Source organism: Rossellomorea marisflavi, assembly GCF_001274775.1.
GTDB lineage: Bacteria > Bacillota > Bacilli > Bacillales > Bacillaceae_B > Rossellomorea > Rossellomorea marisflavi.
In genome coordinates, this window is the sequence record NZ_LGUE01000001.1 from 1236118 (window position 1) to 1261237 (window position 25120).

The window sequence follows — 25120 nt, forward strand, 5'->3', positions numbered from 1 at the left end:
TATCCTTGGCCCGCTTATCCCCAATGAACTATAATCAGTTGGCTTTGAAGCTTTCAGCGTCTTTGATGGAAGAAGGTACTTCCACGTCACCGCTCTTGATTTTTTCTTTCCACTCATCAACGGCTTTCACGACTTCGTCTTTATTGGAAAGTTCTTCGTTCACTTCCGCAAGACCTACACCGTCTTCTTTAAGACCGAACAAGATTTCTTTCCCACCAGGGAAATCTCCGTCCTTCGCTTGAGTCGCTACATCTTTAACCGCGTTGTCCACTCGTTTAAGGGCAGAAGTCAGGACGATGTTGTGGTCTCCCACTTTTCCTTCGTCTACCTGGTCAGAGTCGACACCGATCGCCCAAAGCTCACGGGAAGGATCTTTTGCTTTCAGATCACGCGCTTCTTTGAATAATCCGTTACCTGTTCCACCAGCTGCGTGGAAGATGACATCTACTTTAGAAGAGTACATTTTTGAAGCAATCGTCTGACCAAGCTCTGCTTTATCGAAAGCACCAGCATAGTCTGCAACGATTTCTGCATCAGGGTTACTTGCTTTGACACCGGCGATGAATCCTGAATGGAAACGCTCGATAACCGGGCTCTCCACTCCGCCGATGAATCCGATTTTATTGGTTTTGGTTGCAAGACCAGCCGCTACTCCCGCTAGGAAAGAAGCTTCCTGCTCTTTGAACATGATGCTGGCAACATTCGGTTGATCTACAACTTCATCCACAAGGGCGAAGTGAGAGTCCTTCTGTTGGCTGGCGATATCTTCGATCGCACCTTTCATCATGAATCCAATTCCATATATCAAGTCAAAGTCTTGGCGAGCCAAGTTGTTCAGGTTGGTAGCATAATCAGCATCGGATTGGGATTGAAGGTAATCGAATCCTTTTTTTCCTTTTTCCAAGTCATTTTCTTTACCGTAAGCTTGAAGGCCTTCCCAAGCTGATTGGTTGAATGATTTATCATCAACACCGCCGACATCTGTTACCATTGCCACTGTGAAGTTATCATCCTTGCCTTTCCCGTCACTTGCATTATCTTTGTCATCGCTTGTTCCACATGCACCTAGAATTGTTCCTGCAGCCAACACGAATGACATCGCCAAACCAAATTTACGCTTTTTCACCTGAGTACCCCCTAGTATTGTTATAAATTAGTAGAAAGGCGGATCATACACGCTTCCTAAGCACGTGAAAGCTGAACTTATCCGAGCGGAAGTAGTTCACCGAATAGAGGATCGGTTCATCATTCTCACTGAAGTGCATCTGTTTCAGCACAAGAAGTGCCGTTTCAGGCTCGCAGTTCAGGATCGGGGAGATTTTATCATGATATCCGAGAGGCTCGATATGTGCCCCCGCATATGTGATTCTCTTATTCTCCCTTTTCTCCAGAACGGAGAAGATGGAATTGTCTTCATGGGTGAAGTTCCGCGGCATGATCCTCGCCGGGATCTTATCCATGCAGTAGACGACAGGTTCCCCATTCGCCGTACGCACCCTCTCGATGAGGATGACATCCTCCGGTTCTTTCAATGAGAAGCGTTTCATATCTTCCTCGGTTGCTTCCTGGGTCGTCGAGCTCAAAAAAATAGTCCCCGGATCCATCCCAGCCTGCCTGATCATATTGGTCACGCTGCTGAGCTGTTCGATACCCGAAGTGAAGAGGGGTTTGGCATTGACAAATGTACCGACTCCATGCCGCCTGACGATGACACTCTCTTCCTCAAGGATCCTGAGTGCCTCCCTCAGCGTAGCGCGACTAACGCCGAGCTGTTTGGAAAGGTCGAATTCGGAAGGAAGTTTTTCTTTCTCTCTGTACATCCCCGCTTCGATGTCTTTCTTCAAGCGATCAATGACCTGCAAATACAAATGCCGATTGTCTGTCTTAATTGTCAACGGAACCACCACCAAATTTTCTCAAGTCATCAGACCTCTGATGTATATCTTTCCTACTAATCGAAAATACTATAACACTTTTCAAAACATAAATAAATAGCATTGTGTGATTTTGTCGAAAAAAATGATTTATTAAAAAATTTATCTTCCAAATGCCCTTCCATATGGAAAAAACCCTTGATTTTTTCATGTTTTTATCAATAAACGCCCTGTTTTTTACATTTTCAACGCGCATATGTAGCAATGTTCACACTAATGAAACAATACACTTTTATAGAAAGCGTTACCAATAGTATAACTCATTGGTGGATAACTTTTTGATTTTGATAAAAAAAAACGCTTGAGCAGATGCTCAAGCGGGGTCTTTCAGCTCATGTTATAAGGGGTATGGGCTCTTAGGAGGATTGTTCTTCGGAAGGCTTGCCTACGAGGACGCTCCTGGGCTTGCTTCCTTCATACGGTCCGACGACTCCCCGTACTTCCATTTCATCGATGATCCTGGCAGCTCTTGTATAGCCGATCCTGAAACGTCGCTGCAGCATGGATACAGAAGCAGTCTGCATTTCAGCAATCAATTGGACTGCATCATCATACAGCTCATCTTCCGCTTCCCCACTGCCGGATTCTTCCTGGACTTCATCCGGGATCATCTCTTCTTGGTACTGAGCTTTTTGCTGCGATATGACGAAGTCGACGACTTCTTCCACTTCTTCATCGGATAAGAAAGCCCCCTGAACCCTGGTCGGTTTGGAAGCACCGACAGGCATGAAGAGCATATCGCCCCTTCCGAGGAGTTTCTCTGCTCCTCCCGAATCAAGGATGGTTCGTGAATCGGTCATGGAAGATACCGCAAAGGCAATCCTTGAAGGGATATTCGCCTTGATGACACCTGTGATGACATCCACCGACGGTCGCTGTGTGGCAATGATCAGATGGATCCCTGCCGCACGGGCCATCTGCGCAAGACGGGTAATGGCATCCTCTACATCGTTCGATGCAACCATCATCAAGTCGGCAAGCTCGTCGACGATGACCACGATATAAGGAAGAAGCGGCTGTTTATCTTCGTTCTCAAGGTTTTGTCTTTTGACATAGTCATTGTACCCTTCAATATTCCGCGTCCCTGTATGGGAGAAGAGCTCATATCTGCGCTCCATTTCATTCACGACTTTTTTCAATGCCTGAGAGGCACGCTTTGGCTCCGTCACGACGGGCGCCAGCAAGTGGGGAACTCCGTTATACACATTGAGCTCCACCATTTTGGGATCGATCATCATGAGTTTGACTTCATGGGGCTTGGCCCTCATGAGGATACTCGTGATGATGCCGTTGATGCACACACTCTTCCCGCTACCCGTGGCTCCCGCTACAAGGAGATGGGGCATCTTATTCAGTTCGGCAAGTACGGCTTCCCCTGTAATATCCCTGCCCAATCCGATCTGGAGTTTTGAATCAGGTTTGTTTTTTTCCTTTGATTCGAGCACTTCCCTGAGGGATACCATGGCCACTTCCGAATTCGGCACTTCGATTCCTATAGCCGATTTCCCCGGTATCGGTGCTTCGATCCTGATGTCTTTTGCAGCGAGCGCCAATGCGAGATCATCGCTGAGATTGACGATGCGGCTCACCTTCACCCCGACATCCGGGTGCACTTCATATTTGGTTACGGCAGGCCCAAGATGGACCTGAGTCACTTTCGCTTTGACACCAAAGCTTTGGAAGGTGCGTTCGAGCTTTGCGGCATTCGCGTGGATCAGCTGGTATTCGTTGCTCTGATCTGTCTTTTTCGGACTTTTCAACAGAGATATCGACGGAAGCTTATAATCTTTATTTTCAACTTCGGTGAAGGTGATCGGAGGAGCATCATCCTGAACGCCCTTATCAGTTGAATCATCTTTCGGCTCCCCTGCTACCGGCTCTTCTTTATCGGAGCGTTCATGGGCATAGGCCTTCTCGGCAAAATTCGATATGATCGGTTCACGGGTATCGACCTGAGGCTCAACATCTGGTATCGGATCGACGGAAGGCACCTTCGTTTCCTTCTCCTGCATTTTCTTTTCAACAGCTGGCTTTTCCAGCTTCTTTTTCGCTTTTTCTTCTTTCCATTCTGCCATATCCACCTTGAATGCTTCCCACTGGGAGGTGATGAATGCCCCGAATCTTTTTCCGATCCGACCGAGTACATCTCCAAGGGATCGACCGGTCACCAGGATGATCCCGATGATGATGAAGGTCGCACTCATGATCCGTGCCCCCTGTGAATCAAAGAGGAAATAGGACACGGCGAACAGGACGCTGCCGATCATCCCGCCTCCGATGTCGGAGGTACTGGATTCTCCCCTGATATCCATCCAATAGAGATCCCATGTGTTCATGATGACACTCGGATGCTCAAAGGCACCATCATTGCTCAGCAGATCGAAAAGCTTCACGTGGCTGAGGAGCAGGAAGCTCGCCACGATGATATATATCCCTACCAATCTCCTGCTGAAGAGAAGCGGTACTTCCCGTTTCACCATCAGGTATCCCGCGATGTAGATCATGAGAAGCAGGGCTGCCATATACCATTCTCCCATGAAGAACCGGAAGAAATGGACCACGGCCCTTCCCACCGCCCCCAACTTGATGACGGAGATCAAACTGAGTGTCAACAGCATCAAGCCGGTGATTTCATATTTTATGGTCTGCTTCAGTGCGTTGGTGTTAGAACCCTTTTTTTTCCTTTTCTTTTTTTTCGCCAATTCAATTCACCTAAATTCTTAAGAAGTCTTTCGGATTATGTACGTGAAGATGAAGAAAGGGCTGACCCTTATCGGCATCCTTCTTCGCCACAGGTGTCAGTCCCCATCCGTCATGTTCATCTTATGTCTCTTTTTTAGTATACCATACCCTACATGGTGAAAGAATCCTCTTTATGCCTTAATTACCAAGGATCATTCCAGGAGAGAAGCGATTGTCGAGGAAATGGGAAGGATCACTGCTCATCACCCTCAACACCCGGTAATTCTCCTCTTCCTTCTGGACCATCAGCGGCACTCCTTCGTAGTCGATCATCATCTGGGAGGCATATACTTCTGGGTCTGTCGCGAATACGGCTTCCTGGGGAATGATGGTGTAGAGGATCATTGGATCAGTCCCTCCCCATCATCGGTACGGTTCAGTTCGATCAGCTCATTGATTTTCTTGATGGCTTGACCGATCCCTCCGATCCCATTGATGAGTCCGTATTTGACCGCATCATCACCGACGACGTTCGTCCCGATATCACGTGTAAGGTTCCCCTTTGCGAACATAAGGTCCTTGAAATCTGATTCAGAAATGTTACTGTGCTTGGTTACAAAGCTCACGACGCGATCCTGCATCTTGTCCAGATACTCGAATGTCTGCGGCACTCCGATCACAAGGCCGGTCAATCGTACAGGATGGATTGTCATGGTGGCAGTGCTCGCGATGAATGAATAGTCACACGAAACGGCAATCGGGACACCTATGCTGTGCCCTCCGCCAAGAACAAGGGATACTGTCGGCTTAGAGAGCGATGCAATCATCTCTGATATGGCAAGACCCGCTTCCACATCTCCGCCGACGGTGTTGAGTATGACGACGAGCCCTTCGATTTTAGGATTCTGTTCAATGGCCACGAGCTGAGGAAGGATATGCTCATATTTCGTTGTTTTATTTTGTGGTGGGAGCTGCATATGGCCCTCGATCTGTCCCACGATTGTCAGACAGTGAATATTTGAGTCCTGTGAAAGCTGTGGCACATTGGTTTGTCCCAGCTGTTGGATCTTCTCCATCAAGCCTGACGGTTTATCTTTATCATCCTTGCCCGGCTGATCTTCCTGTTCCATTCTTGTATCCATAAGTCCAACTCCTTTTCGCTTTGTGCATACCATTATTATTCAATAAAGGGGAGGATTTATACCCTTGCGTAAAACGGAAAGGCTATCTGCATGGACAACAGATAGCCTTCTTGGATTAAACTTCCATGATGATCGGGAGAATCATCGGTCTTCTTTTCGTTTTATTGTATAAGAAGTAGTTGAGCTGGTCCCTTACATCCTGCTTGATGGTCGTCCATTCGAATGACCCTTTCTGCAGATAATTATGGACCACACTCTCGACGATTTCTGACGCTTTCTCGATGAGAGCTTCCGATTCCCTCACGTATACGAACCCTCTGGAGATGATTTCCGGTCCTGCTACAATGCTCTTGGACTTCCGGTTGATCGTGACGACGACAGTGAATACACCATCTTCAGATAGGAGTCTTCTGTCCCTGAGGACGATATTGCCGACATCTCCTACTCCGATCCCATCGATCAGTACATTGCCGGCCTGGACCCGGCCGCCCATCCTCATCTTCCCGTCTTTATACTGTAGGATATCTCCCTTGTCGAGGATGAAGATTTGCTTGAAAGGAAGGCCGATATCATGAGCGATCTTACTATGGGCAATAAGCATCTTATATTCCCCTTGGATCGGAACGAAGTATTTCGGTTTCATGATATTGAGCATAAGTTTCAGATCTTCCTGTGACCCATGACCGGAAACATGTACTTTCTTATCAGCGGTCAATACTTCTGCTCCCGCTCTGTACACCATGTCGATCGTTCTCCCAGCGATCACTTCCATGCCCGGTGATGGCGTCGCCGTAATCAGAACGGTATCACCCTTCTCGATGTTCACATGCCTGTGGGAACGCTTGGCCATGCGCTGAAGTGCCTCGAATGGTTCTCCATGTGAGCCGGTGGCAAGGATGACCACTTCATCACTTGAGAATTCACCGATCTGGTCGATGCCTATGATCAAGTCTTCACGGACGTGGAGATACCCAAGCTTCAGGGCGACATCGTATACTCTTTTCAGGCTTTTGCCTACAACCACGACTTTCCGCTTGTTCTGTTCAGCTGCATCGAATACCTGCTGGAGCCTGATGAGATTCGAGGCGAAACAAGCGACGATCACCCGCCCCCTTGCTTTTCTGAACGCACTGTTCAGATGCGTTTCAATGACCGATTCCGATGTGGTGAAACCAGGTCTTTCGGCTTCAGTGCTGTCCGACAGGAGACAGAGTACTCCCTCCTCACCGATCTGCGCCATCTTTCCAAGGTCTGGACGATAGAAGTGCTTAGCGGACTGATCGAACTTGAATTCGCCTGTATGCACGATGGCCCCTTGGGACGTATGGATGCAAACTCCTACAGAGTCCGGTATGCTGTGAGTCGTCTTGAAGAACGTCACATCTACACCGTTGAACTGAAGCCTGCTGTCCGAATGAATGGTGTAGAACTTTACGTCGGTGCGCACCTGCTCATCTTTCAGTCTTGCCTTCACAAGTGCATTGGTCAATCTTGTCCCGTAAACCGGTGCCCGCACCTTATCCAATAGGTAAGAAATGGCCCCGATGCTGTCTTCATGACCATGGGTAAGGAAAATCCCTTTTACTCTCCCGCGGTTTTGTTCAAGGTATTGGATGTCCGGTATGACGATATCGATCCCGAGCATTTCATTTTCAGGGAACATCAACCCTGCATCGATGACGAAAATATCTTCATCGACTTCTACAATATACATATTCTTACCGATTTCCCCTACTCCGCCCAAGGGGATGATCTTGATTTCTTCATGTTTCACTTTGCTATTACTCACCATTATGTCCTCCTATGTTGTGCTTTCCCCGATCTTATATCAGTTAAAATCATTATAAAGGAAACCCTTTTCATAATACAACCAAAATTATCCTCTACTTTCTGGCTGACGTCTATGTAGAAAAGTGCACGTTCGAATATGTACTATTTCGAGAATGGCCGTGAGGAATCCTTCTTTGACCTAGAAATTTATCACAGAGTACACCTCTATATGATGAATGCGGATGGGATAAAACTAAAAAAGCCCCTTTAATGCCGAACACGATCAGTATAGGATCTTACTACCGCTCATGATCTCCGTGCAAGACTTCGCTTTTCGCGGGTAGCCCGTGAGCCTCCTCGGCACGCCTGCGGGGTCTCACATCAGCTACTTTTCCCGCTGGAGTCTTCGTCTTGCACTCCGATCAACCGCTAGAAACGATGAAATTTGAATGTTCATTAAACCAATTTAAAACCCGAATCATTTGCTTTATCGTAGGCAAAAATGATTCGGGTTTTACTATGACTAAAACATGTTTGTCTCAGCCTCACTTGAGTTTTCATGATAAAAGTTTGCTGAGGCTCTTCCTTTCATCTTCCGTCAGTGGAATCAGCGGAAGGCGGACTGAACCGACATCAAGACCCTTAAGCTGCAGGGCGGTTTTGACAGGTCCGGGGCTCGGGGTTGCAAATAGCCCTTCCATCAAAGGCAGCAACTCCTGATGCAGTTTCGCTGCACGACTTGTATCTCCAGAGAGATGGGCCTCTGTCATTTGCTGCATTTCTTTCCCGATGATGTGGGAAGCAACAGAGACGATTCCATCGGCACCGATCGATAGGGCCGGCAGGGTCAGACCATCATCTCCACAATATACGAGGAAGTCGTCAGCTGTGGACGCGATGATCTTCGTCATGGCACCAAGGTCGCCGCTTGCCTCTTTTACCGACATGATATTCGGAACCTCCGATAGTCGGATGATGGTGTCCGGTGAAATGGTGACGGCGGACCTTCCAGGGACATTATAAAGCATGACCGGCAATGTGACGGCGTCTGCCACTTCTTTGAAGTGAAGGAACATGCCCTCCTGACTTGGTTTACTATAATATGGTGCTACAAGCATGATGGCATCGACACCGATCGCTTCCGCTTTTTTGGACAGATCGATGGATTCCTTCGTATTATTGCTTCCGGTACCTGCAATGACAGGGATCCGGCCATCTGCGATTTTGACTGCATGACGGAATAATGCAAGTTTCTCTTCTTTTGTAAGCGTCGGGGATTCTCCTGTTGTCCCGGCAATCACGAGAGAATCAGTCCCATGTTCGATCAGATAATTGATCAACTGTGTCGTTTTATTAAAATCGATATTCCCTTTACGATCAAACGGTGTGACCATCGCTGTTGATACACGGCCAAAATTCACAACTATTCACTCTCCTCAAATTGATGCGCTAACCAGGCAGCATCCCTCTCTTGCAGTTGAAAGGCATCATGAAGGGCATTGATGGCATTCACAAGATCATTCTCTTTTACGAGTACCCAGATGGTTGTATGACTGTCGGCAGACTGCAGGATCCTGATACCTAGATCAGAAAGGGAGGACACAATGACGGATGTGATACCCGGAACACCGGTCATCCCCGCTCCAACCACGGATACCTTTGCGCATTCCCGTTCCACATGGGGAACATGACCGAGATCCTTCAGGACGGTAATGGCACGATCGCTCAAAGTGGAAGAAACCGTATATACGACCCCCCGAGGGGAAATGTTGATAAAATCCACGGAGATGCCTTCCCTCGCCATCGCCTTGAACACTTCCGCCTGCAGATCATATTGATCCTCCCGTGCGAATACCTTGATCTGTGTAAGGGACTGTACATGGGCTATGCCTGTGACGGGGTGACTTCTGAAATGTTCATGATCCTTCATGTAGCCCGGTGTGGTGACGAGGGTGCCCGGATCTTTCGAATACGTGGACCGGATCCTGATGGGTACATTCGAGTTCATGGCGATTTCAACCGCTCGCGGATGAATGACCTTTGCCCCCTGGTACGCCATATTGCATACTTCATTATAGGATACGACCTTAATGGGGCGCGCCCTGGATGAAATGCGTGGGTCCGCCGTCATGATTCCCTCCACATCGGTGAAGATATCGATATACTCTGCCTCCAAGGCGACGCCGAGTGCGGAGGCGGAGGTATCGCTCCCTCCCCTTCCGATCGTCGTGATATCACCCCCGGGGGTCGCTCCTTGAAACCCGGCTACCACTACGGCATCATGAAGATCAAGTTCTTTTTTGATCCTTTCGCAATCCATTTCCATGATCCTGGCATTGCCAAAGTCATCATTGGTGCGAAAGCCTGCCTGAGCCCCGGTCAGCGCCGTGGAACACACCCCATTCTCGAGGAGCATATTGGAAAAGACGAGACTCGAAATGATTTCTCCGCATGATAATAATAAGTCCTGTTCCCTTTTGCTGATTCTCGTGTTCCCTCCACCTATGAGTCCGAGAAGGGAGTCGGTTGCATACGGCTCCCCTTTTCTCCCCATGGCGGAGACGACCACGACCACCTTATACCCTTCACTGATGGCTTCTTTTGTATGAGCGATGGCTTTCAGCCTTGTTGATTCATCCCTTACGGAAGTACCTCCGAATTTCTGGACGATCACTTTCATGTCTACACCTCTTCATCAATGGTCAAGAGGTAGGGGGATGGTTGCTTGAGTTAGTCGTCGTATGTTGTTTTGATCCTCTTCTGCTTATTTAACCAGACCCAATTTCAATAGGCTTTCAGCAATCTGCACTGAATTCCAGGCAGCGCCTTTCAAAAGGTTATCGGATACGATCCACATGTGGAATCCGTTGTCTTCATCAAGGTCTTTTCTCACGCGTCCGACAAAAACATCCGGCTTCCCTACTGCATCGGCAGGCATCGGATAAATTTGTTCCTCGGGTACATCCTGAAGGGTTACACCCGGAGCTGCCGTGAGTTGCGCATGAATATCCCCCACCGAAATGGAGTCCTTATCAATCTCAATATATACACTTTCAGAGTGACCTGTTACTACTGGGAGTCTGACACATGTGGCTGACACCTTCAAATCGGGTTGATGCATGATCTTTTTCGTTTCATTGATCATCTTCATTTCTTCGAAGGTAAAACCATTTTCCTGGAACAGATCAATCTGAGGGATCACATTATAGGCAATCTGATAATGTTTTTTATCCCCTTTGACCGGCAGGACGCCCGGCTCAAAGGAATCGCCCGACAGGATCGCCTGCGCCTGATCATTTAATTCATCTATGGCGACTGCACCGGCTCCGGATACAGCTTGATACGTAGAAACGATCACCTTCTTCAGTCCATAGGCTTTACGCAATGGCTCTAGTGCGGCAACCATCTGGATTGTCGAACAGTTGGGATTGGCAATGATGCCTTTATGAAGTTTCAGATCTTCCTCATTTACTTCAGGCACAACGAGCGGAACTTCGGGATCCATACGGTAGGCACTTGTATTGTCGACTACGATGGCCCCCCTTTTCACTGCCTCTGGAGCAAGAAGCTTTGATACGCTTCCCCCTGCACTGAACAAGGCAATATCCACCCCTTCAAAGCTTTCGGGCTTCGCTTCTTCCACCGTATACTCTTTTCCTCTAAAAGATACTGTTGAACCTGCCGAACGGGCAGAAGATAGTAAGATCAGATTTTTTATCGGAAAATCCCTTTTTTCTAATGTTTCCAGCATTTGTTGTCCGACTGCCCCGGTTGCACCGACGACTGCCACGTTTAATTCCGTTGTATTCAAAATCCTCTCTCCTTCCAAAACTTTTCATAATAGCAATTTAGCCATTTACTATAATAAAGTATATTCTAACATAAAGAATCTTCTTTCAATAGACTCTTTTTCTTACAAGGAAAAGAAGGCTATCCATGCGGAAGCCTTCCCTTGCGATCAATCCAGATACCGTTCAATCACGACAGGTTGAAGCTGCCTTCCCTCCATCGCGGCTTCGATTGTCTCCTGAGTCAAGCTCATCCGTGCCACCATGGATTTCGGTTTTAGCTCAGGTGCATCTTGGCCGAATGGGATGAAATAGATATCCTTTGTGGAAATCAGCCTCATCAGATTGATACCGTTAAGCCCCAGGGCATCATTTGTTGAGATCCCAAGTACAACGGGACGATGATTCCTCAAAGTCGCTTTTGCCGCCATCAGGACCGGGGAGTCGGTCATGGCGTTGGCGAATTTACTCATGGTGTTGCCTGTAAGGGGCGAAATCACCATACAGTCCAGGGGAATCTTCGGACCGAGGGGCTCTGCTTTCACGATTGAATCAATCACTTTGTGTCCCGTCACGTCTTCAATTCTCTTGACCCAGTCCTCCCCTTTTCCGAACCGTGTGTTCGTATTCATCATGGTTGACGATACGACCGGCAGGACATCCGCGCCCCCGTTGACCAGTTTCTCGATTTGCGGGAATACTTCATCATAGGTACAGTGCGAACCAGTCAGACCAAATCCGATTCTTTTTCCTTTAATGCTCACGTAGAACTCCCCTTTCCTTTGTTTCGATCATCCATCAGCTTGCATAGAACATTGGCCAGGATCTGACCTGCCGTCTTCGGTGCCACGATACCCGGGAGACCCGGGGCAAGGAGTGCCTTGATCCCACGCTTCTCGGCAAATCGGAAGTCGGTCCCTCCCGGTTTGGAAGCAAGGTCGATAACGAGGATATGTGAGGGCATCTTTGCAATGACCCTGGGTGTAATGATGGGAGCCGGAATGGTATTGATACAGATATCACATTGCCCGACATGCTTTTCCAGCTGACCTAATTGGAAGGAATCCAGTCCCATCTCTGAGGCCCTTGCCAAGTGCTCGGTTTTCCTTGCTCCCACCTTCACCCTGCCCCCGAGATGATGGAAGGTCCTGGCCACGCTCATCCCCACACGTCCAAGTCCGAGGATGACGATATTCGAACCATGGATGGTGAAATCCGTATGTTGAATGGCCATCATGATCGTACCTTCTACTGTCGGGATGGAATTATAGATGGCGACGTCATCCCTTTCGAACAGCTGAATAAGATCGCGTTTTGACGCATCCACGATCCCGCTTAAATAATCATTGGTGATTCCGGAGTAGATCGTACAATGGTCAGGTGTCCTGCTTAAGATTTCTTCTGTCAACACGACTTTTTCATTTGAAAAGATGGTTTCGATCTCCCCTTGAAGATTGGTACCCGGAACCGGTAAAATGATGGCGTCCATCATGGAAAAATCAATTTCACTCATTTTCTCTTTCGTAGCCCCGGTGAATGCATGATCCAATTGTTCAAAACCGACAAGGGATATCTTCGCATCCAACTCAGTAAGTTTACGGATAATCTCCAATTGGCGAGCATCTCCACCCAGAACTGCGATGTGCATTCCGGTCAACATCAGTGCTTTCACCTACTTTTACCATAATCGCATCTTCTTGAAGCCTTTCACTTCTTCAGTCTATGTATAGAGCACGTAAAGGGTGAGGAGATGCCTCGTGCATTCCTTCCTCCCACTTGGGAGCGCATCACAAGAAAGCAAAAAAAAACGGGCTTCCCCGTTTTTTCATTCCCTGGCCACTTCCAGGATGATCATATCCGTTCCGATGGTCCTGATCATATGCCATGGGACCCGTATTTCCCCGCTTTGCTTGCGCATCCACTTGCCCATGGGAATGATCAAGGCATCGATCTGACCCGATCGATGATCGAATTCGAGATCAGTATGTCCCAGAACCCCCAACCTTTCAGCTCTTCCGTAGTCCACGATTTCCTTTCCGCTCAGTTCACTCAATCTCACTGGCTTCCCCTCCCTTTATTATTAATGTATACAACCCTCTTCACAATCAGAATCAAAAAAAAGGCCAGCATGTGCTGACCTTTTTTGATCATCTTCTCATATTGGACGGCAGGTTCCCATCAGGACTGATCAATGCGGCTGCATAGTCGTCCGTGAAAATCTCATGGGTCAATTGATTCACCTTATCGATGGTGACGCCATCGATTTCATCGACGATCTCATCCAGCGTCCGGTGCTGTTTCAACAACAGTTCATTTTTCCCGTTGCGGCTCATGCGGCTGTTGGTGCTTTCAAGGCTCAGCATCAGATTTCCTTTCAACTGTTCTTTGCTGTTAAGGAGTTCCTTTTCCGTGATACCCTCTGCCTTGAGGCCTTTCAATGTGGAGTCGATTGTATCGAACAGCTCATCAAGCTGATTGGCTCCTGTCCCTCCATAGATGGTGACCATTCCACTATCTTCATGGGAGGAGTGATAGGAGAATACTGAGTACGCCAGTCCCCGCTGCTCCCTTACTTCCTGGAAGAGGCGTGAGGACATGCTGCCTCCGAGTACATTGTTCAGGATGATGAGGTTATAGATGTCGGGATGACCGATTTGAAGGCCGTTATACCCAAGGCATAAATGAGCCTGCTCCGTATCCTTCTTCCGTGCAAGTTTATTATAGAAGAATTGAGGCTGGTCACGGTCGTCGCGGCCTTTTCCTCCCTCATAGGATCCGAAAAGCTTTTCCACCTCTTTGATGAAGGACTCGTCTACGTTGCCTGCAATGGACACGACTACCTGATCAGGAGTATACATGTCATGCATATACTGCTTCAACTTTGCCTGGTTGAACGTGTCCAGTGTTTCTTCCGTTCCGAGGATCGGATAGCCCAGTGGGTGATCTTCATATACGGCTTTACTCAATAGATCATGCACGATGTCATCAGGTGTATCTTCGTACATTTTGATCTCTTCGTATACCACATTCTTTTCCTTTTTCAATTCCTCTTCCACATAAGTGGAATGGAAGAACATATCCGCTAACGTATGTAAGGCATAGCCGGCATGGTTATCGAGCACCTTCGCATAATAGCACGTGTATTCCTTTGATGTGAACGCATTAACCTGACCGCCTATACTATCGAATGACTCGGCGATTTCCCTTGCCGTCTTCGTTTTCGTCCCCTTGAAAAACATATGTTCAAGAAAATGTGAGATCCCGTTGTTTTCTTTTGTTTCATTGCGTGAACCTGCGCCGATCCAAACCCCGATGGCAACTGATCGGACCGTCGGGATTTGTTCGAGCACAATTCGCAGTCCATTTTGGCAAGTATATTTCTTAATCAAAAAAGTTCCTCCTAGTCTTGATGTACCTGTCCTTACTATTTCCTCACTCAAGGAGAATTATCTCCTTCTTCAAGGATTCTTTCTTCTTTCATTAAACTAGAGACCGTCCCTAGTCTCAATTCCTTTTCTTTCACCTGGACGATGAGGGCATTCAGGGCGTTTGCCGTAGACGCAGTGGGATGCATAAGGACAATGGCTCCTTTATGCATTTTTCCCATCACGCGGTCGATCAACACATCCGGACTCGGTTTTTGCCAATCAATCGTATCCACACTCCACATGATGGTCCTCATATCCATTTCATCGGCAATTTCGACCACTTCGTCCCGATAGCTCCCACTCGGAGGGGCAAACCACTTAACCTTTTCTCCAGTGGTCACCTCGATGATATCATTCGTGCGTTTCAGTTCATCTCTCACCTTGGAGGTTTGCAGGGATTTCATATCAGGGTGGGAATAGGAATGATTCCCTACTTCATGACCCGCTTCGACAATCATCCTGGCAAGCTTCGGATTATTCTTTACCCACCGTCCCTCAAGGAAGAAGGTGGCGTATACCTGGTGCTTCTTGAGCGTCTCCAGCATATCAGGGATATACTCGTTACCCCAGGCAACATTGATGATAAATGCAGCCATCGGTTTCTCCGGATTCCCTCTGTACACAGGAGAAGGCGGAAGGTCCTCCAGATGCTTAGAAGGCTTCAACTGCTTCCACACAAGTTTATCATCATCAAAGGTTCCTGTCTTCTTCATTTGCTTATAGGAAGCCTCTATATCCAAATCGATACCATTATAGCCGGGTGTTGCCTTCCATACCGGATCAATCACGGCATCTTGCGGCTTGATCCCCCCGGATGCCTTTTCCTTGATTTGCTGCATGAGGTTGCTCTTATTAGAAGTTGTCGTCACCGACTGGCCTTTAAGATGCGCGACATACTGATCGGTCAAAGGGTTTTGTACAGCCGCTAAAGTCAGAATAGCAATTACAGGTAGTGCTATCAAGTATTTTCTCCCCATTTGCATTCACCGTCCTCCCTATTAATAGTATGAAGGAATGGGACAAGGTAGAACGCGGGCAAAAAAAAGCCGCCTTGCGGGATGGAATCCCACCAAGACGGCTTGATCGACAACATTATGCCTGGTTTTGCTCTTCTTTTTCACGCTGTTCTTTAAGGACGGCCTTCCTTGATAGGTTGACACGGCCTTGATTATCAATATCCAACACCTTCACAAGAAGCTGGTCCCCGACAGCGACTACGTCTTCTGTTTTACGGACGCGCTCTTCAGCAAGCTCTGAAATGTGTACGAGTCCATCTTTTCCTGCGAAGATTTCGACGAATGCTCCGAACTTCTCTACGCGCTTGACTTTCCCAAGATACATTTGGCCAGGCTCGACTTCCCTGACAATATCTTCGATCGTCTTTTTCGCTTTTTTGTTGCTCTCTTCATCAGTGGACGAGATGAAGATGGTTCCATCCTGCTCGATGTCGATCTTCACGCCGGTCTCATCAATGATCTTATTGATCTGTTTACCGCTTGGCCCGATGACGTCGCGGATCTTATCCGGATTGATATGCATCGTAAGGATCTTAGGAGCATAGGCGGATAGGGACGTCCTTGATTCTGAGATCGTTGCAAGCATGCTGTCCAAGATCTGCATACGGCCTTTTTTCGCTTGTTGGAGGGCTTCCTCAAGGATTTCCCTTGAAAGTCCATCGATCTTGATGTCCATTTGCAGGGCAGTAACCCCTTTGGATGTTCCTGCCACCTTGAAGTCCATGTCTCCAAGATGATCCTCCATGCCTTGGATATCAGTCAGGATGGAATAATGTTCACCTGATTTGATCAGACCCATTGCAATACCTGCAACCGGTGCTTTGATCGGAACACCCGCATCCATCATCGCCAGGGTGCTTGCACAGATACTTGCCTGGGATGTTGATCCGTTGGATTCAAGGACTTCGGATACAAGACGGATCGTGTATGGGAAGTCGGATTCATCAGGGATGATCGGATCAAGAGCTCTTTCTCCGAGCGCTCCGTGTCCGATTTCACGACGGCCAGGGCCACGGATCGGACCTGTTTCTCCCACGCTGAATTGAGGGAAGTTATAGTGATGCATGAATCGCTTGGATTCTTCAATGCCCAGACCATCAAGGACCTGAACGTCACCAAGTGCACCCAGCGTACAGATGCTGAGGGCCTGGGTTTGTCCACGTGTGAACAAGCCTGAACCATGCGTTCTAGGAAGAAGACCGACTTCAGAGGAAAGGGGACGGATTTCATCCACTCCACGCCCATCAGGACGGACTTTATCTTCCGTGATCAAACGGCGCACTTCGTTTTTTACAAGTTTGTCCAATACCTTTTTGACCTGTTTCAACGTAGCGTCATCTGCTTCTTTTTCTTCGTAAACAGAGATGACTTTATTTTTCACTTCTTTGATTGCTTCTTCACGTGCGTGTTTTTCCTGGACCTGGATCGCCGGGATCAATTCGCTCTCACATAGGGAGCGCACTTCCGTTTCGATGACTTCATCCAGTTCGAACAGTTTGATCTCAAGTTTTTCTTTACCCATCTTTGCGATGATTTCTTCCTGGAAGGCAATCAGCTTTTTGATCTCTTCATGCCCGAACATGATCGCCTCAAGCATCGTCTCTTCAGGAACTTCATCTGCCCCTGCCTCAACCATGTTGATGGCGTCTTTCGTACCAGCTACAGAAAGGTGGATTTCACTCTTCTCAAGCTGCTCGACTGTCGGATTGATGATGAATTCTCCATCGATCAGCCCGACGACGACTCCAGCGATCGGTCCTTCGAACGGGATATCCGATACAGAAAGCGCCAAAGAAGACCCGAACATAGCAGCCATTTCGGATGAGCAGTCCTGATCGACACTCATGACCATGGAGATGACTTGGACTTCATTACGGAAACCATCGGCAAATAGTGGTCGGATCGGTCTATCGATCAGTCGGCTGGCAAGGATGGCTCTCTCACTCGGGCGTCCTTCACGTTTGATGAAGCCTCCAGGGATTTTACCTACTGCATATAGTCTTTCTTCATAGTTTACTGTCAAAGGGAAGAAATCTAGTGGTTTCGGTTCCTTTGACGCTGTAGCACTGCTCAGGACAGCGGTATCTCCATATCTTATCAGTGCAGCACCATTGGCTTGCTTGGCAAGCTGGCCGACTTCGACGGTCAATTCACGTCCGGCCCAATCAATGGAAAATGTTTGTTTGGTCTGTTCCATCTTTTGTACCCCTCTCTTTATATATCACTTAAAGGCATTGATGACGCATGCCTGTATGATTGTTACGAACATTTTTTATAAAAAGGAGCCTCGTCACCTCAGGTACGGATCAGGCGGAAGGCTTACCTCGTTCATCCTATTATGTATTGTAGACAAAACCGATTGCTTTCTTTCATGATGAATGGATAGGATTATGAAAACTAAAGAAAAAGCGGGAAAAATTCCCGCTTCCTTTTGTCTGATTATCGACGTAAACCAAGTTTTGTGATTAACTCACGGTAGCGTTGTACATCTTTCTTACGTAGGTAAGATAGAAGATTACGACGGTGACCTACCATTTTAAGAAGACCGCGACGAGAGTGGTGGTCCTTCTTGTGAACGCGCAAGTGATCGTTCAGGTTGTTAATTTCTTCTGTTAGGACAGCAATTTGAACTTCTGGAGATCCAGTATCGTTCTCATGTGTTTTGTACTCACTGATTAGTTCGTTTTTACGCTCTTTAGTGATAGCCATCCTTTTCACCTCCATTCATTTCTTTCAAATCCCCTGTTACCCAGCAGTCGTTGGTGAATCGATGTGCCAAGCAAAGGTTCATTTCATACACTTTTAAGAATACTACTATTCCAGTCAAAAATCAAGGGCAATCTCAAATTCCTTTGAAATATGCTATGGCTGATTCCTTATCTTTTTGGATTTGGGCGATCAGTTCTTCAATTCCATTGAACTTCTTCTCATCCCTGATCCACTTATGCCACTGAAGATAAATTTCTTCCCCGTAAATGGAAGAGTCGAAATCGAACACGTGGGTTTCAATCGAAAGACTGTATTCATCGGGATTTTTGAACGTCGGTTTATACCCGATGTTGCATACTCCGTCATACCACCGGCCTTTGATCTTCATCTTGACGGCATACACGCCCACCTTTGGTGTAAGATAGTCATCGGCCAGGTCGATATTTGCCGTGGGGAACCCGATCTTCCGTCCCCTCTTCTCCCCGTGGACGACCATTCCCCTCATCGTATAGGGCCTTCCAAGGAGTTTATTCACTTCAGCGATGGCTCCTTCATCAAGAGAATGGCGGATCAAGGTCGAACTTACCTTCGTATCGGATTCAGTCAGCTTATTCACTACCGTAGAACCGAAATGATCCCGGGAATGGAATGGCAGGCTGTCCATCGATCCCTTGCCGAGGCGGCCGTATGAATAATCGAATCCGGCCACTACGTGGATGGCATTCATCCCGATCAGATACAGGTCCACGAATTCCTGCGGGGTGAGATCGGCGAACTCAGATGTAAACCGGACGACAAACAGATAATCCACGCCCAATCCCTCGATCTGTTCAATCTTGTCTTCCATCGGAGTAATGTATTTTATGTGCTTCCGTTTATGTCCAAGGACGACGGAGGGATGGGGATCGAACGTCATGACTGCACTTGAGGCCCCAAGCTCCCCTGCTTTCTCGACGGCCGTGGTGATGACCTGTCGATGCCCCCGGTGAACCCCATCGAAATAACCGAGTGCCACTACGAGCGGCGGAAGGTCCAGTCCATCGAACGATGGGGGATGATGTAGCGTTATCACTTTCACAGCAGTTCACCTTTTTCATTAGTCATTGAACAGGACTTTGACAGGCTTGATGATCCCACCCTTTGACGGATGACGTTGATAGATGGCGATCGCCTTTCCTTCATGCACCATCATCACCTGTTCCTCTTGCGGCCATTCAGCCGGTTCTTCCAAGCGTGCCCCGTTCTTTACTTTCAATGCTAATGTATCATTTATCACCCATTTCGGCAAATGAGAAAGCCCGTATTCGAGAGGGATCAACAGCTCTTCCGGTTGCCTTGTTTTGAGTGCTTCTTCTACCTGGGCTAGACTCAGGCAGTCCTCTTTGACGAAGGATGCCGATCTTGTACGGGTAAGGGATGACATATGTGATGGATAGCCAAGCCGCTGCCCGATTTCGACGGCAAGCGTGCGTACATAGGTGCCTTTTGAACACCCTACCTTGAACGTGAACGATGGATGTTCTCCTTCGAGGGTTTCCCATTCTCCGATAATCTCGAAGTGGTGGATCGTCACTTCACGTGATGGTCTATCCACTTCGATCCCCTGCCTGGCATACTCGTAGAGACGCTTGCCGTTCACCTTGATCGCCGAGAACATGGGAGGCGTCTGTCGGATGACCCCGGTCATGGCGCCAAGGACCTCTTCCACTTCCCTTCGGGTGATGCTCCCTTCCACCGGGGCTTCCTCCACCTTTTCACCCGTCGCATCCTCGGTTGTCGTAGAGAAGCCAAGGGTCACTTCTCCTACATATTCCTTGCCGGAATCCGTGATATATTCTGCAACCTTGGTCGCCCTTCCGATGCAGATGGGGAGGACGCCTTCAACTTCGGGATCGAGCGTACCTGTATGCCCCACCTTTTTAGTGCGCAAGAGCTTCCTTAGCTTGAACACGCAATCATGCGACGTCATCCCCCGTTCCTTCCATAGAGGCAAGATGCCATTCATGTTCCTTCACTCCTTCATAGGGAAAATGAAAGGGCTGATCCGATTTGGATCAGCCCCATGCATTACTTATCGGTATTCGTTGAATCTCCTGGTTCGTCTTGAACACTTTTCAACAGGGATTCGATATGATTGCCGTAGTCGATCGATTCGTCGAACTCAAAAATGATCTCTGGCGTCTTGCGGAGCCGGATCCTTTGTCCCACTTCGGAACGGATGAAGCCTTTCGCTTTGGCAAGACCTTTCAAGGTATCTTCCCTTTGAGCTTCACCACCAAGGACGGTAATATACACTTTGGCCTGCTGAAGGTCCCCGGTTACTTGAACATCCGTGACCGTCACAAACCCGATGCGCGGATCTTTGATCTTGCGCCCGATGATATCACCCAGCTCTTTTTTCATTTGTTCGCCAACTCGATTAGCACGATGGCTCATACTATCACCTCAAAAAACGGATTATGATGAATCACTGGTGCTACAATGATTCGATTGTTGTACGCAGCCTCTCCCACTCAGGGAAGGAATCGACAAAGGCAAGCGCCCTGTCCACTTCCTTTTGACTGGCCGCTTTCGTGGAGGCCACAGAGACGATGGCAAGGGACGTCCTCTGCCATGCATCCTGATGCCCCACTTCAGCAACAGAGACATTATACTTTTGCTTGAGCCTGGTCATGATCCGCTGCAGGACCGCCCGTTTTTCCTTAAGCGATCCTGATTGATGGATCATGCATTCGAATTCGGCGCAGGTGATCATGAACGGGAGATTTCCTCCATGACGAAGGCTTCGATGACGTCGCCTTCTTTTACATCATTGAAGTTTTTGATGGTAATCCCACACTCATATCCACGAGCTACTTCCTTCGCATCATCTTTGAAACGCTTGAGTGCATCAAGCTCCCCTTCGAAGATGACAATTCCATCACGGATCAGGCGCACGCCGCTATCACGGGAAATTTTCCCTTCTGTTACATAGCTTCCTGCAATTGTACCCACTTTGGATACTTTGAAGGTTTGACGTACTTCTGCCTGACCGATGATTTTCTCTTCAAATTCAGGATCAAGCATCCCTTTCATGGCTGCTTCGATCTCTTCCATCACTTTGTAGATGATGCGGTGAAGACGAATTTCAACACCCTCTGCTTCAGCCGTACGTTTAGCATTCACATCCGGACGGACGTTGAATCCGATCACGATGGCGTTGGAAGCCGAAGCAAGTGTGATATCAGACTCATTGATGGCTCCTACACCGGTATGGATGATGCGGATATTGACACCTTCCACCTCGATTTTAAGTAGGGATGCAGCAAGTGCTTCAACAGAACCTTGAACATCTGCTTTAAGAACAAGGTTCAGGTCTTTCATTTCCCCTTGTTTCATTTGTTCAAACAGAGTTTCCAAGCTGACTTTGGATTTTTCGCCGCGCTGTGCCTGAAGGGCCTGTGTAGCACGTGCCTCACCAACAGAACGGGCCGTCTTTTCGTCTTCGAATACGACGAAGCGGTCTCCTGCTTGAGGTACATCGTTCAGACCAGTGATTTCAACAGGCGCAGATGGACCGGCATCCTTCACACGGCGTCCAAGATCATTGACCATGGCACGAACGCGGCCATACGTGTTACCTACTACGATAGGGTCCCCGACTTTGAGCGTTCCATTCTGTACGAGGAGTGTCGCGACGGAGCCACGTCCTTTATCCAGCTGTGCTTCGATGACAGTACCCAGTGCAAGACGTTTTGGATTCGCTTTTAGCTCCTCCACCTCAGTCACAAGGATGATCATTTCAAGAAGGTTGTCGATCCCTTCTCCAGACAGGGCGGATAACGGAACGAAGATCGTATCCCCACCCCACGCTTCCGGAACCAGTTCATACTCTGTAAGTTCCTGCATGACACGGTCAGGATTGGCTGCTTCTTTATCCATTTTGTTCACTGCGATGATAATAGGAACTTCAGCGGCTTTCGCATGGTTGATCGCTTCGACCGTCTGTGGCATTACACCGTCATCTGCAGCTACTACGATGATCGCGATATCGGTCACTTTCGCACCACGTGCACGCATTGTAGTGAAGGCTGCGTGTCCAGGGGTATCAAGGAAAGTGATTTTCTTGCCTTCCACTTCCACTTGATAAGCACCGATATGCTGGGTGATTCCTCCTGCTTCTCCTGCCGTCACTTTCGTATTACGGATGGAGTCAAGGAGTGTCGTTTTCCCGTGGTCAACGTGTCCCATGATGGTCACGACCGAAGGACGTTCCTGTACCTGCTCTGCATCATCTTCTGTGAAGTAGACTTCAAGATCTGTTGCATCGATCCTGATTTCCTCTTCTACTTCCACTCCGTACTCACCGGCGATCAATTCGATGGAATCTTTGTCAAGCTCCTGATTGATCGTAGCCATGACGCCGAGCATGAAGAGTTTTTTGATGATTTCAGAAGGCTCTTTATAGAGCTTTTTCGCAAGTTCTGCTACCGTCAGGGAATCAGTGAAGGTGATTTTGGCAGGAAGCTCTTTTTTCTTCACAGGCTGTTGCTGTGGAGCAGGCTTCGTGTTGCGATTCTGTTTATTTCGGTTGTTATTATTCTTGTTATTGCGGTTAAAGTTGTTCGGACCTTTTTTATTGTTGTTGTTGCCGCGATTCTGTGGTCCTTTGTTGTTTTTCTGAGCCGCCGGAGCAGGCTTCTTGCTGTCACCTTGGCCAGACTGTGCTGCAGGTTTTTGTTCTTTGCTGCCTGCTGCAGGCTTTTTGCCTTCGTATGTTTTATCCAATTTTTTGATTGTACCGTCTTCTAAAGTTGCCATATGATTTGATACCTCAATATTCAATTCCTTTAATTTGTCGATCACGTTTTTACTTGAAACATTATGTTTTTTCGCATATTCATATACACGGATCTTGCTCATATGTTCACCCCCACTGAGATTCATCGAGCATTTCGGAAAGCTTGCCGGCAAACCCCGCTTCCATGACGGCGACGACCACCCTTTCATCCTTCCCTATGGCCTGGCCAAGAAGGGATCGATCCGGGACGAACCGGACCGGGACCTTATAATAGGTGCATTTATCCGTCACTTTCTTACGGGTGTTCTCGGAAGCATCCCGGGCCAGGATCACAAGCTTCGTCCGACCCCTGCGGACTTCCCTGATCACCAGTTCTTCACCGGATACGGTCTTACGTGCCCGATTGGCCAATCCTAAAAGGGACATCCAACGATTCTGTTCCATACGCTAAATGTTACTCCTTTTCTACAAGACGTATCAACTCATCATACAATGAATCATCTATCTTCGCTTGAAGTTGATTGGCTAACGTATTCTTCTTTTTTGCTTGCAAAATGATGTCCCGATCTTTAGAAAGATAGGCGCCGCGCCCGGACTTCTTACCGGTCGGGTCCACGGACACTTCCCCCTCTTTCGATCGGACGATTCGTATCATGTCTTTCTTCGGTTTCATTTCACCGGTCGCTACGCATTTGCGGAGCGGGATCTTTTTATTGGTACTCATGTGTCCACCTCTTAATCTTGATCGTTGAAATCAATATTCAAAGGCTCATCCGCGTCGTACTCTTCTTCTTCTGGGAGGAAGGACTCCTCGCGGGGATAGAGACCAAGTTCCCTGGCATCTGTTTCACTTTTGATATCAATTTTCCAGTTTGTGAGCTTGGCGGCAAGACGGGCATTTTGACCGCGCTTCCCGATGGCGAGGGAAAGCTGGTAATCCGGCACGATGACGCGCGTGGACTTCTCTTCCTCATTCACCTGTACATCAAGCACCTTGGAAGGGCTCAATGCGTTCGCAACGAATGTGACAGGATCTTCGGACCATTGCACGATATCGATCTTTTCCCCTTTGAGTTCGTTGACGATTGCCTGAACCCTGGCACCCTTGGTTCCGACACAGGCACCGACGGGATCGATTTCACCATTATCTGCGTGAACGGAGATCTTGGAGCGATCCCCGGCTTCGCGTGCAACAGATTTGATTTCGACCGTACCGTCGAAGATTTCAGGAACTTCGATTTCGAAGAGGCGCTTCAACAGGCCTGGATGAGTACGGGAAACAAAGATCTGAGGTCCCTTGGTCGTCTTCTCGACTTTGGTGATGAAGACCTTGATGCGGTCATGGGGCTTGTAAGTCTCATTCGGCATCTGTTCGCTTACAGGAAGCAGTGCTTCGATTTTACCAAGAGCCACATAGATGAAGCGGTTATCCTGACGCTGGACGATGCCTGTCATGATATCCTCTTCACGATCTACGAACTCAGAGTAGATGATGCCGCGTTCCGCCTCGCGTACACGCTGTGTGACGACCTGCTTGGCCGTCTGGGCTGCGATCCGTCCGAAGTCCTTCGGAGTGACCTCAAGCTCCACCACATCCCCTACTTCATAGCTTGGATTGATGTCTGTTGCATCCGGCACGGAAATCTCAAGACGGGAATCGAATACTTCATCCACGACTTCCTTGCGGGCGAAGACCCTCATGGTACCTGTGTCCAGGTTCAAGTCCACCCTTACATTCTGTGCCTGATTGAAATTCCGTTTATAGGCCGATACAAGAGCGGCTTCGATCGCTTCGATGATCACATCTCTCGCAATGCCTTTTTCTTTCTCTAATACAGTTAGAGCATCTAATAACTGCGTGCTCATGACGG

General features: G+C 48.2%; 24 protein-coding genes. All 24 read right to left on the minus strand.

Translation table 11 applies throughout. From position 1 onward, the window contains the following. Positions 1–34 precede the first annotated feature (34 nt). Positions 35–1126, minus strand: coding sequence for a BMP family lipoprotein (locus AF331_RS06190; RefSeq protein WP_053427246.1), 1092 nt, complete (start codon positions 1124–1126; stop codon positions 35–37). 43 nt (positions 1127–1169) lie between these two features. After that, on the minus strand, positions 1170–1895 hold the full coding sequence (locus AF331_RS06195) for a GntR family transcriptional regulator (protein ID WP_053427247.1): 726 nt from the start codon (positions 1893–1895) through the stop codon (positions 1170–1172). Between the two features lie 395 nt (positions 1896–2290). After that, the gene (locus AF331_RS06205; RefSeq protein WP_053427249.1) at positions 2291–4636 is read right to left on the minus strand and encodes an FtsK/SpoIIIE family DNA translocase; all 2346 of its coding nucleotides are present in this window, start codon (positions 4634–4636) and stop codon (positions 2291–2293) included. 178 nt (positions 4637–4814) lie between these two features. Continuing rightward, on the minus strand, positions 4815–5021 hold the full coding sequence (locus AF331_RS06210; protein WP_053427250.1) for a YlzJ-like family protein: 207 nt from the start codon (positions 5019–5021) through the stop codon (positions 4815–4817). Next, the gene (locus tag AF331_RS06215; protein WP_053427251.1) at positions 5018–5758 is read right to left on the minus strand and encodes a ClpP family protease; all 741 of its coding nucleotides are present in this window, start codon (positions 5756–5758) and stop codon (positions 5018–5020) included. Before AF331_RS06215 ends, AF331_RS06210 begins: the two co-directional genes overlap by 4 nt. 115 nt (positions 5759–5873) lie before the next feature. Beyond that, positions 5874–7547, minus strand: coding sequence for a ribonuclease J (locus tag AF331_RS06220; protein WP_235576325.1), 1674 nt, complete (start codon positions 7545–7547; stop codon positions 5874–5876). A gap of 538 nt (positions 7548–8085) precedes the next feature. Further along, entirely contained in the window at positions 8086–8955 is an 870-nt protein-coding gene (dapA, locus tag AF331_RS06225; RefSeq protein ID WP_268786504.1) for a 4-hydroxy-tetrahydrodipicolinate synthase, read from the minus strand. Next, positions 8952–10208 (minus strand): aspartate kinase, encoded by a 1257-nt coding sequence (dapG, locus tag AF331_RS06230; protein ID WP_053427253.1) that lies wholly within the window; start codon positions 10206–10208, stop codon positions 8952–8954. Before dapG ends, dapA begins: the two co-directional genes overlap by 4 nt. 84 nt (positions 10209–10292) lie before the next feature. Continuing rightward, the gene (gene asd, locus AF331_RS06235; RefSeq protein ID WP_082346783.1) at positions 10293–11339 is read right to left on the minus strand and encodes an aspartate-semialdehyde dehydrogenase; all 1047 of its coding nucleotides are present in this window, start codon (positions 11337–11339) and stop codon (positions 10293–10295) included. A 147-nt stretch (positions 11340–11486) separates the two neighbouring features. Next, complete coding sequence (locus AF331_RS06240) at positions 11487–12080, minus strand: dipicolinate synthase subunit B (protein ID WP_053427254.1); 594 nt, start codon at positions 12078–12080, stop codon at positions 11487–11489. Next, the gene (gene dpaA, locus AF331_RS06245; protein WP_053427255.1) at positions 12077–12976 is read right to left on the minus strand and encodes a dipicolinic acid synthetase subunit A; all 900 of its coding nucleotides are present in this window, start codon (positions 12974–12976) and stop codon (positions 12077–12079) included. Before dpaA ends, AF331_RS06240 begins: the two co-directional genes overlap by 4 nt. A 165-nt stretch (positions 12977–13141) precedes the next feature. After that, positions 13142–13375, minus strand: a complete 234-nt coding sequence (locus AF331_RS06250) for a YlmC/YmxH family sporulation protein (RefSeq protein ID WP_048004006.1) — start codon at positions 13373–13375, stop codon at positions 13142–13144. A gap of 88 nt (positions 13376–13463) precedes the next feature. Then, positions 13464–14705: a M16 family metallopeptidase gene (locus AF331_RS06255; RefSeq protein ID WP_053427256.1), complete on the minus strand. Its 1242-nt coding sequence runs from the start codon at positions 14703–14705 to the stop codon at positions 13464–13466. A 47-nt stretch (positions 14706–14752) separates the two neighbouring features. Then, positions 14753–15721 (minus strand): polysaccharide deacetylase family protein, encoded by a 969-nt coding sequence (locus tag AF331_RS06260; protein ID WP_053427811.1) that lies wholly within the window; start codon positions 15719–15721, stop codon positions 14753–14755. 115 nt (positions 15722–15836) lie between these two features. After that, positions 15837–17957 (minus strand): polyribonucleotide nucleotidyltransferase, encoded by a 2121-nt coding sequence (gene pnp / locus AF331_RS06265; RefSeq protein ID WP_053427257.1) that lies wholly within the window; start codon positions 17955–17957, stop codon positions 15837–15839. 242 nt (positions 17958–18199) lie between these two features. After that, positions 18200–18469 carry a 30S ribosomal protein S15 gene (rpsO, locus tag AF331_RS06270; RefSeq protein ID WP_053427258.1) on the minus strand — a complete coding sequence of 90 codons (270 nt, stop codon included), beginning with the start codon at positions 18467–18469 and terminating at the stop codon, positions 18200–18202. 133 nt (positions 18470–18602) lie between these two features. Further along, complete coding sequence (gene ribF / locus AF331_RS06275; RefSeq protein ID WP_053427259.1) at positions 18603–19547, minus strand: bifunctional riboflavin kinase/FAD synthetase; 945 nt, start codon at positions 19545–19547, stop codon at positions 18603–18605. Positions 19548–19565: 18 nt separating this feature from the next. Then, on the minus strand, positions 19566–20474 hold the full coding sequence (gene truB, locus AF331_RS06280) for a tRNA pseudouridine(55) synthase TruB (RefSeq protein WP_053427260.1): 909 nt from the start codon (positions 20472–20474) through the stop codon (positions 19566–19568). Positions 20475–20536: 62 nt separating this feature from the next. After that, positions 20537–20905 carry a 30S ribosome-binding factor RbfA gene (rbfA, locus tag AF331_RS06285; RefSeq protein WP_048004012.1) on the minus strand — a complete coding sequence of 123 codons (369 nt, stop codon included), beginning with the start codon at positions 20903–20905 and terminating at the stop codon, positions 20537–20539. Positions 20906–20945: 40 nt separating this feature from the next. Next, positions 20946–21224, minus strand: a complete 279-nt coding sequence (locus AF331_RS06290; RefSeq protein WP_053427261.1) for a DUF503 domain-containing protein — start codon at positions 21222–21224, stop codon at positions 20946–20948. Then, positions 21221–23371, minus strand: coding sequence for a translation initiation factor IF-2 (gene infB, locus AF331_RS06295; protein WP_053427262.1), 2151 nt, complete (start codon positions 23369–23371; stop codon positions 21221–21223). The genes AF331_RS06290 and infB overlap by 4 nt, the downstream gene beginning before the upstream one ends. A 4-nt stretch (positions 23372–23375) precedes the next feature. Continuing rightward, positions 23376–23693: a YlxQ family RNA-binding protein gene (locus tag AF331_RS06300; RefSeq protein WP_053427263.1), complete on the minus strand. Its 318-nt coding sequence runs from the start codon at positions 23691–23693 to the stop codon at positions 23376–23378. A 10-nt stretch (positions 23694–23703) separates the two neighbouring features. Continuing rightward, the gene (gene rnpM / locus AF331_RS06305; RefSeq protein WP_053427264.1) at positions 23704–23973 is read right to left on the minus strand and encodes an RNase P modulator RnpM; all 270 of its coding nucleotides are present in this window, start codon (positions 23971–23973) and stop codon (positions 23704–23706) included. Positions 23974–23984: 11 nt separating this feature from the next. Further along, positions 23985–25115, minus strand: coding sequence for a transcription termination factor NusA (nusA, locus tag AF331_RS06310; protein WP_053427265.1), 1131 nt, complete (start codon positions 25113–25115; stop codon positions 23985–23987). Positions 25116–25120 lie beyond the last annotated feature (5 nt).

Bases quoted from the DNA above. Each gene is read 5' to 3' on its own strand.
- nusA (WP_053427265.1), bottom strand. From the start codon at position 25,115: ATGAGCACGCAGTTATTAGATGCTCTAACTGTATTAGAGAAAGAAAAA.
- rnpM (WP_053427264.1), bottom strand. From the start codon at position 23,973: ATGAGTACCAATAAAAAGATCCCGCTCCGCAAATGCGTAGCGACCGGT.
- pnp (WP_053427257.1), bottom strand. From the start codon at position 17,957: ATGGAACAGACCAAACAAACATTTTCCATTGATTGGGCCGGACGTGAA.
- rbfA (WP_048004012.1), bottom strand. From the start codon at position 20,905: ATGAGCCATCGTGCTAATCGAGTTGGCGAACAAATGAAAAAAGAGCTG.
- dapG (WP_053427253.1), bottom strand. From the start codon at position 10,208: ATGAAAGTGATCGTCCAGAAATTCGGAGGTACTTCCGTAAGGGATGAA.
- dpaA (WP_053427255.1), bottom strand. From the start codon at position 12,976: ATGTTGACCGGAATGCACATCGCAGTTCTGGGTGGAGATGCTCGCCAA.
- AF331_RS06215 (WP_053427251.1), bottom strand. From the start codon at position 5,758: ATGGATACAAGAATGGAACAGGAAGATCAGCCGGGCAAGGATGATAAA.
- infB (WP_053427262.1), bottom strand. From the start codon at position 23,371: ATGAGCAAGATCCGTGTATATGAATATGCGAAAAAACATAATGTTTCA.
- AF331_RS06260 (WP_053427811.1), bottom strand. From the start codon at position 15,721: ATGGGGAGAAAATACTTGATAGCACTACCTGTAATTGCTATTCTGACT.
- AF331_RS06290 (WP_053427261.1), bottom strand. From the start codon at position 21,224: ATGATCACCTGCGCCGAATTCGAATGCATGATCCATCAATCAGGATCG.
- rpsO (WP_053427258.1), bottom strand. From the start codon at position 18,469: ATGGCTATCACTAAAGAGCGTAAAAACGAACTAATCAGTGAGTACAAA.
- truB (WP_053427260.1), bottom strand. From the start codon at position 20,474: ATGAATGGCATCTTGCCTCTATGGAAGGAACGGGGGATGACGTCGCAT.
- AF331_RS06210 (WP_053427250.1), bottom strand. From the start codon at position 5,021: ATGATCCTCTACACCATCATTCCCCAGGAAGCCGTATTCGCGACAGAC.
- AF331_RS06300 (WP_053427263.1), bottom strand. From the start codon at position 23,693: ATGGAACAGAATCGTTGGATGTCCCTTTTAGGATTGGCCAATCGGGCA.